This is a genomic window from Dietzia sp. HMSC21D01 (genome assembly GCF_001815995.1).
GTDB lineage: Bacteria > Actinomycetota > Actinomycetes > Mycobacteriales > Mycobacteriaceae > Dietzia > Dietzia cinnamea.
Window position 1 is genome coordinate 1 of sequence record NZ_KV824054.1, and the last position, 894, is coordinate 894.

The window sequence follows — 894 nt, forward strand, 5'->3', positions numbered from 1 at the left end:
GCCTCCGCGGTGGGGTGGTCGATCCTGTTGACCTGCGCCCACGCCCGGATGCAGTACCGCGACGTGCACGAGGCCGCTTTCCCCGACCGCTGGCCCGGCCTGGAATTTGTCCGCACCCGCCGCACCAGTGCGGCGGAACGCACCCCTCGATTCGACGCAGCAGCCGAGTTGGGCCGCCAGTGGGCCAAAGCGGTCACCGCGGCCAGCTACACCAACCGCGACACTTCGGGCCCCTCACCTGCCCGCCACGCCGCCGAAGCGGCTGTCGCCGACCTGCTCACCCGCATGAGCGCACAACCCGCCAGGTGGGCCGGCAAGACCGGAACCCAGGACCGCCTCGTGCTCCTGGCACTGGCAGCCCGCACGCTCGCAGCCGCCACTGGCGCCGTGCACTTTTCCGAACGCGACTGGGCCCTCGCAGCGGGCCTGACCAGGGACACCGTCGCCGACCGCCTCAAGACCCTGGTGCAGCAGGGGTGGGTCGCCCGCGTGCAGCAAGCAGCGGGCCCCTGGGCCGCAGTGTGGCGGATCGTAGAGCCTGGGGGCGGGGAGCAGAGAAGTGGCGCAGTATTTTCCCCAGAAATGGATCGCCAGCTCCGGGACGAGCTCGCGTGTGCTCGGGAGGACATTTGGCACGCCCGCCCACTCGGGGTGCTGGGTATGCGCGTGTGGACACAACTGGCCTCTGGCCGCCTGTCGGTGCGTGAGCTGGCGGCCAGACTCGGCATCTGCCCGGCGACGGTGCGCAGCAAACTGCGCGCACTGCGCTCTTTCGGGCTGTGCACCGCTGATGGCCGCGTGTACCGGAGTCGTTCCCGGTTAGCGCGAGCCGCCGTTGCTGCTGGTGTTGATGGTGCGCACGCTGATCGGGTGCGCCTGTACCGACTGCATTCG

General features: G+C 70.2%; 1 protein-coding gene. It reads left to right on the forward strand.

Annotation, left to right across the window (positions count from 1 at the left end; genetic code table 11):
* The coding region (locus HMPREF3086_RS19085; protein ID WP_371441674.1) for a hypothetical protein at positions 1-894 on the forward strand (894 nt) is incomplete at both ends.